Genomic DNA, 6,319 nt, shown 5'->3' with positions numbered 1-6,319 from the left:
GGTGAGTTGGTGGGCACGGTGAGTTGAGGGTGCGGTACCCGCCCGGCCGCCGCCGTCCGCCGCTGAGCGCCGTGTTCCGGCGCCCTCCCTATGCCGTTCGTTTGCTGCGTACGGAGGTGTAGGCCATCTCCCCGAGGAAGACGACGAGCACCGCGGCCCCGAGCTGGAGCGCGTGCCGGCCCCAGTCGATGCCGGCGGTCTCGTCGATGCCGAAGGCACTTGCCAGCGCGTTGCCGATCACGGCGCCGATGATGCCGAAGATGGTGATCAGCCAGAGCGGACTGTGCTGCTTGCCGGGGAGGAGCGCCTTGGCGATCAGTCCCAGCACGAATCCCACGATGATCGCCCACAACCAGCCCATGGCTGCCTCCTCGTACGGCTCTGCTGGTAAAGCTCTGCGTGAGCAGTTACGCCGCCAGTGTCGGCCCGTACGTCATACAGCGCATGTCGACCGCAGCCGTACGGGCTCACGGCGCCGCCCGGCACAGGATCGGTGCGCCGCCCCGCCCTCGTGGCCGCCGCAGGCCGGGCGTACCGTGGAGACGTCCGGACCTGGAACGTCCGGCGCGGAAATCAGGTGGTGGAACGTGATGCGGAAGCGCGGCGGCACAGAAGTCTTCCGGATCACCGGGGCCCGGCAGGGACTTGCCGACGATGTGCGTGGCCGGCAGCGCCGCTATGTCATCTCGATGTCGGTGCGGACCCTGGCGGTGATCGCCTCAGCAGTCCTGTGGAACGTCGAGCGCCATGTGGCGATCGTGGCACTGGTGCTGGGTGCCGTCCTGCCGTACATCGCCGTGGTCATCGCCAACGCGGGCCGGGAGAACGCCCCTTCACTTCCGTCGACGTTCGTCCCCTCCCCCGAGAGGCCGATGATCGCACCGCCGAGCGGACAGGACGCGGCGGATTCCGGGACGGAGCCGGGGGCGTCCGAGCACGACCGATCGGGGCATGGCCAAAGCTGAACGCGGTCCGTGGCCGGAAGCCTGCGAACCTCAGGAAAACCTCAGATCAATCGTGAAGTTCCGGTGCACCACACCCCGTTACCCGTGACATACTTCGTAGCGCGCTCCGCATCCCCCGTCGGAGCGACGGACCGACGCCGGGCAGCTCCCCCCGTGGCTGCTCGGCGTCGCCATGTTGGGACAATGATCAGGTGAGTGACGAGACCCCGATCTGTTCCGCCAAGGGCTGCCGGACAGCCGCCGTGTGGGTGCTGGCCTGGAACAACCCGAAGCTGCACACCCCGGACCGCCGCAAGACCTGGCTCGCGTGCGAGGAGCATCGCGAACATTTGTCCCAGTTCCTCGACGTACGCGGTTTTCTGAAGGACGTCGTGACGCTCGTGGAGTGGGAGCGGCGCTCAGCCGCCGATGGCTGACATGGGGCGATCGGGCTGAAGGAAGGACGGATCGTCCAGACCGGATCCGGCCTTCTTTCCCCACATCGCCAGCTTCCATATGCGGGCGATCTCCTCGTCCGGCGCGTCCGAGCGCAGGGCAGCTCGCAGGTCCGTCTCCTCGGTGGCGAACAGACAGGTGCGCACCTGACCGTCGGCAGTGAGGCGGGTGCGGTCGCAGGCCTGGCAGAAGGGCCGGGTCACAGAGGCGATGACTCCGACGCGGTGCGGTCCGCCGTCCACGAGCCAGCGCTCGGCGGGTGCCGAGCCGCGCGCCTCGTCGCCCTCGGGTGTGAGGGTGAAGCGGGTCCGCAGCGACTCCAGGATGTCGCCCGCGGTGATCATGCCGTCACGCTTCCAGCCGTGCTGCGCGTCGAGGGGCATCTGCTCGATGAAACGCAGTTCGTAGTCGTTGGCCACGGCCCAGGCCAGCAGGTCAGGGGCCTCGTCGTCATTGAGCCCCGGCATGAGCACGGCATTGACCTTGACCGGTGTGAGCCCGGCTGCGCGGGCGGCTTCGAGGCCCTCCAGGACGTCCTTGTGCCGGTCGCGGCGGGTGAGGGTCTTGAAGACATCCGGGCGCAGGGTGTCGAGGGAGACATTGACCCGGTCGAGTCCGGCGGCCTTGAGCGCGGTGGCGGTGCGCCTCAGACCGATGCCGTTGGTGGTCAGCGACATCTGAGGGCGCGGTGCGAGCGCGGCGACGTTCTCCACGATGCCGACGATCCCGGGGCGCAGCAGAGGCTCGCCGCCGGTGAAGCGGACCTCGGTGATGCCGAGATCGGTGACGGCGATCCGGATCAGCCGCACGATCTCGTCGTCGGAGAGCAGATCGGGCTTGGCGAGCCACTGCAGTCCCTCTTCGGGCATGCAGTAGGAGCACCGCAGATTGCACCGATCAGTCAGAGAAACACGCAGGTCAGTGGCCACACGGCCGTAGGTGTCGATGAGCACTGCGGGCCCCCTCCCCGATTCGCGGATCCGATGCCTTCGAGCCTACGCCAGACCGGTGACACGGCAGCGGCCCGATTGACACGAGCAACGGCACGGCCGCGTCGTAGGACTCTACGACGCGGCCGATCACCGGGGGAACCTGCCCGTCCGGATCAGTGCGCTCCGGCGCCGGTGAGCGACTTGACCTCGAGCTCGGCGTACTTGCCCTGGTCGGGCTCCTCCTTGGACAGCAGGGAGCCGAGCCAGCCGAGAAGGAAGCCGACCGGGATGGAGATCAGACCGGGGTTCTCCAGCGGGAACCAGGCGAAGTCCGCGCCGGGGAACATCGACGTCGGCTTCCCGGAGACCACCGGCGAGAACAGCACCAGCAGGACGGAGGTGGCGAGACCGCCATAGATGGACCACAGCGCGCCCTGCGTGGTGAACCGCTTCCAGAACAGGCTGTAGAGAAGCGTCGGCAGATTCGCCGAGGCGGCGACCGCGAAGGCGAGGGCGACGAGTCCCGCCACGTTCAGATCGCGGGCCATGGCGCCCAGGGCGATGGAGACCACGCCGATGGCGACGGTCGCCCAGCGGGCCGCGCGGACCTCTTCCTGTTCGGTGGCCTGCCCCCTGCGGATGACGTTCGCGTAGATGTCGTGCGCGAACGACGAGGAGGAGGCGAGGGTGAGCCCGGCGACCACCGCGAGGATGGTGGCGAAGGCGACCGCGGAGATCACGGCGAGCAGGATCGCGCCGCCCGCCGAGTCGACGCCGCCGATGTGCAGCGCGAGGAGGGGTGCCGCCGTGTTGCCGGCCTTGTTGGACGCGGTGATCTCGGCGGATCCGACGAGGGCCGCGGCGCCGAAGCCGAGCGCGATGGTCATCAGGTAGAACGAGCCGATGATGCCGATGGCCCAGACGACGGACTTACGGGCGGCCTTGGCGGTGGGCACCGTGTAGAAGCGGATGAGGATGTGGGGCAGTCCCGCGGTGCCGAGCACGAGCGCGATGCCGAGGGAGATGAAGTCCAGTTTCGACGTGCCGGTGGCGCCGTACTTCAGGCCCGGCTCCAGGAACGCCGCCCCCTTGCCGCTGTTGTCGGCGGCCTTGCCGAGCAGGTCGGAGACGTTGAAGTTGAACTTCCACATCACCAGGAAGGTGATCAGCAGGGTTCCGGCGATGAGCAGGACGGCCTTGACCATCTGCACCCACGTGGTGCCCTTCATACCCCCGATGGTCACGTACACGATCATCAGTACGCCGACCAGAGCCACGATCGCGATCTTCCCCGCGTCGCTGGTGATCCCGAGGAGCAGGGACACCAGCACACCGGCGCCCGCCATCTGCGCCAGCAGGTAGAAGATCGAGACGACGATGGTGGAGGTGCCCGCAGCGGTACGGACCGGTCGCTGGCGCATCCGGTAGGCGAGTACGTCGCCCATCGTGAATCGGCCGGAGTTGCGCAGCGGCTCGGCGACCAGCAGCAGGGCGACGAGCCAGGCCACCAGGAAGCCGATGGAGTAGAGGAAGCCGTCGTAGCCGAAGAGGGCGATGGCGCCGGCGATACCGAGGAACGAGGCGGCGGACATGTAGTCGCCGGAGATCGCCAGGCCGTTCTGGAAGCCCGTGAACTGGCGGCCGCCCGCGTAGAAGTCGGCGGCGCTCTTGGTCTGCCGGCCGGCCCGGACGGTGATGAACAGCGTCGCCACGACGAAGCAGGCGAACAGCGTGATGATGAGCGGCCGGTGCTCGCTGGTGGCACTCGCGGCCGCCAGCTGGAGGGGGGTGCTCATGCGTCAGCCTCCAGACGGGACTTGATGGCCTCGGCTTTGGGGTCGAGCTTGGTCGCGGCGTGGCGCGAGTAGAGCCAGGCGATGAGGAACGTGGTGGCGAACTGGGCGAGTCCGAAGACCAGCGCGACGTTGATGTTGCCGAAGAGCTTGGTGCCCATGAAGCCGCCCGCGTAGTTGGACAGCAGGACGAAGAGCAGGTACCAGGCGATGAAGGCAATGGTCAGGGGGAAGGCGAAGGAACGGTAGGCGCGGCGCAGTTCGCCGAATTCCGCACTCTCGTGCACCTGAACGAACGACTGGGTCGTGGGCTGGGCGGGGCTGGTGTCCGTGCCGCCCTTGGGCGGCGGCGGTGCATCGGTGGCCACGGAGTCTCCTCGCGACGCTGCGGTGGGGATGGACATGGGGACGACCTCTCTGTGGGGGCGGATTGATGTTGCTCCGCCCCCTGCCAACGGCACGGAGCACGCGCCGACCGGGTTCAACCTCGGCCCGTTCTTCCGCGCTTCTTCTCGAACTCGTGCTCCGAACGCATTGATGGCGCCCCTTGATCGGCGATAGTTTCGCTCGGCATGTACCGCTCATTCGCAACAGGGGTGTCTGAGCGGTTTTCACGGATGATGTGGAGAACCCATGGCTCATCTGGGATCCAGACGGCGGCGCGCGCTTGCTCTGCCCGCCGGTCTGGCGCTCACTGCTTCGCTCGGATTTCTGCCCGCGGGTGCCGCCTCGGCGGCTCCGACGGACGAGACCCCGGCAGCAGTGTCGACCGACGGCCCGAAGCTGTCGTACGTCGTGAACGTGAAGGGCGGCCACGGCACCGCCAAGTCGGTCAAGAAGGCGATAGCCAAGGCCGGCGGTTCGGTGGTGATCGCCTACGACCAGATAGGCGTCATCGTCGTCCACTCGCAGAACCCGGCGTTCGCCGAGACGATCCGCAAGGTCCGCGGTGTCGAGTCGGCCGGTGCCACCCGCACCGCCCCGCTGACGCCCTCGGCCGACACGGCCATCGAATCGGAGCGCCCGCTGACCGCCGACGAGGCCGAGAAGGCGGCGGCCGAGGCGGATTCCGACCAGGACCCGCTCGAGCCCCTCCAGTGGGACCTGTCCGCCATCAAGGCGGACAAGGCCCACGAGAAGACGCTGGGCAGCAAGAAGGTCACGGTCGCGGTCATCGACACGGGTGTCGACGACACCCACCCCGACCTCGCCCCGAACTTCGACCGCAACGCGTCGGTCAGCTGCGTGGGCGGCGTGCCCAACACGGCGGACGGCGCCTGGCGTCCGGGCCCGGGCGAGAGCGACCACGGCACGCACGTCGCGGGCACGATAGCCGCGGCCAAGAACGGCGTCGGCGTCACCGGCGTCGCGCCGGGCGTGAAGGTCTCCGGCATCAAGGTCTCGCAGCCCGACGGCTTCTTCTACACCGAGGCCGTCGTGTGCGGCTTCGTGTGGGCCGCCGAGCACGGCGTCGATGTGACCAACAACAGCTACTACACGGACCCGTGGCTGTTCAACTGCAAGAACGACGCCGACCAGAAGGCTCTGATCGACGCGCACGTCCGCGCGCTGCGGTACGCGGAGCGCAAGGGCGCGGTGAACGTCGCCGCGGCCGGCAACTCGGACATGGACCTCGCCGCCGACGAGCTCACCGACACCTCGAGCCCGAACGACACCACCCCGGGCTCCCGCGTCGTCAACCCGCGCGACTGCCTGGACATCCCCACCCAGATCCCGGGTGTCGTCACGGTCTCCGCGCTGGGTGCGAAGGGCCTGAAGTCCTCGTACTCCAACTACGGCCAGGGCGTCATCGACATCTCCGCCCCCGGCGGAGACGCGACGCGTTTCCAGGCGCCGGACGCGCCGGCCACCGACGGCCGGATCCTGTCCACGCTGCCTGGCGGCAAGTACGGCTACAAGGCCGGCACCTCGATGGCCTCTCCGCATGTCGCGGGTGTCGCCGCGCTCATCAAGTCGACCCACCCGTACGCGCCGCCGGCGCTGGTGAAGGGTCTGCTGTACGCGCAGGCGGACGACACCGAGTGCACCACCCCGTACGACATCGACGGTGACGGCACCGTCGACGCGGTCTGCGAGGGCGGTAAGCGCAACAACGGCTTCTACGGCACGGGTGTCGCCGACGCCCTGGACGCCGTTCGCCGCTGACACCTGCCTGTCCGAAGGGCCCGGCGCG

At 68.5% G+C, this 6,319-nt stretch carries 7 protein-coding genes; 3 read left to right on the top strand and 4 right to left on the bottom strand.

The features are described from left to right. Positions 1 to 88 precede the first annotated feature (88 nt). Complete coding sequence (locus tag ABZ208_RS29105) at positions 89 to 361, bottom strand: GlsB/YeaQ/YmgE family stress response membrane protein (protein ID WP_356912414.1); 273 nt, start codon at positions 359 to 361, stop codon at positions 89 to 91. A 229-nt stretch (positions 362 to 590) separates the two neighbouring features. On the opposite strand from ABZ208_RS29105, the gene ABZ208_RS29100 reads away from it, so the two are divergent. Both ABZ208_RS29100 and ABZ208_RS29095 read left to right on the top strand, forming a co-directional pair. Then, positions 591 to 965: a DUF3099 domain-containing protein gene (locus ABZ208_RS29100; RefSeq protein ID WP_356912418.1), complete on the top strand. Its 375-nt coding sequence runs from the start codon at positions 591 to 593 to the stop codon at positions 963 to 965. A gap of 191 nt (positions 966 to 1,156) precedes the next feature. Further along, the gene (locus ABZ208_RS29095; protein WP_356912413.1) at positions 1,157 to 1,381 is read left to right on the top strand and encodes a hypothetical protein; all 225 of its coding nucleotides are present in this window, start codon (positions 1,157 to 1,159) and stop codon (positions 1,379 to 1,381) included. Here the strand turns inward: ABZ208_RS29095 and moaA are convergent. The 3 genes from moaA to ABZ208_RS29080 form a co-directional block, all read right to left on the bottom strand. Further along, on the bottom strand, positions 1,364 to 2,353 hold the full coding sequence (gene moaA, locus ABZ208_RS29090; protein ID WP_356912412.1) for a GTP 3',8-cyclase MoaA: 990 nt from the start codon (positions 2,351 to 2,353) through the stop codon (positions 1,364 to 1,366). The genes ABZ208_RS29095 and moaA overlap by 18 nt on opposite strands. 152 nt (positions 2,354 to 2,505) lie before the next feature. Then, positions 2,506 to 4,128, bottom strand: a complete 1,623-nt coding sequence (locus tag ABZ208_RS29085; protein ID WP_356912411.1) for a cation acetate symporter — start codon at positions 4,126 to 4,128, stop codon at positions 2,506 to 2,508. Further along, positions 4,125 to 4,493, bottom strand: a complete 369-nt coding sequence (locus ABZ208_RS29080; protein WP_356912410.1) for a DUF485 domain-containing protein — start codon at positions 4,491 to 4,493, stop codon at positions 4,125 to 4,127. The genes ABZ208_RS29085 and ABZ208_RS29080 overlap by 4 nt, the downstream gene beginning before the upstream one ends. A gap of 265 nt (positions 4,494 to 4,758) precedes the next feature. Between ABZ208_RS29080 and ABZ208_RS29075 the strand changes: the two genes are divergently transcribed. Beyond that, entirely contained in the window at positions 4,759 to 6,291 is a 1,533-nt protein-coding gene (locus ABZ208_RS29075) for a S8 family serine peptidase (protein WP_356912409.1), read from the top strand. Positions 6,292 to 6,319 lie beyond the last annotated feature (28 nt).

Source organism: Streptomyces sp. NPDC006208 (assembly GCF_040613775.1).
Taxonomy (GTDB): domain Bacteria; phylum Actinomycetota; class Actinomycetes; order Streptomycetales; family Streptomycetaceae; genus Streptomyces.
Note: the sequence above shows the minus strand (reverse complement) of the source record. Positions and strands in the feature narration are given on the sequence as shown.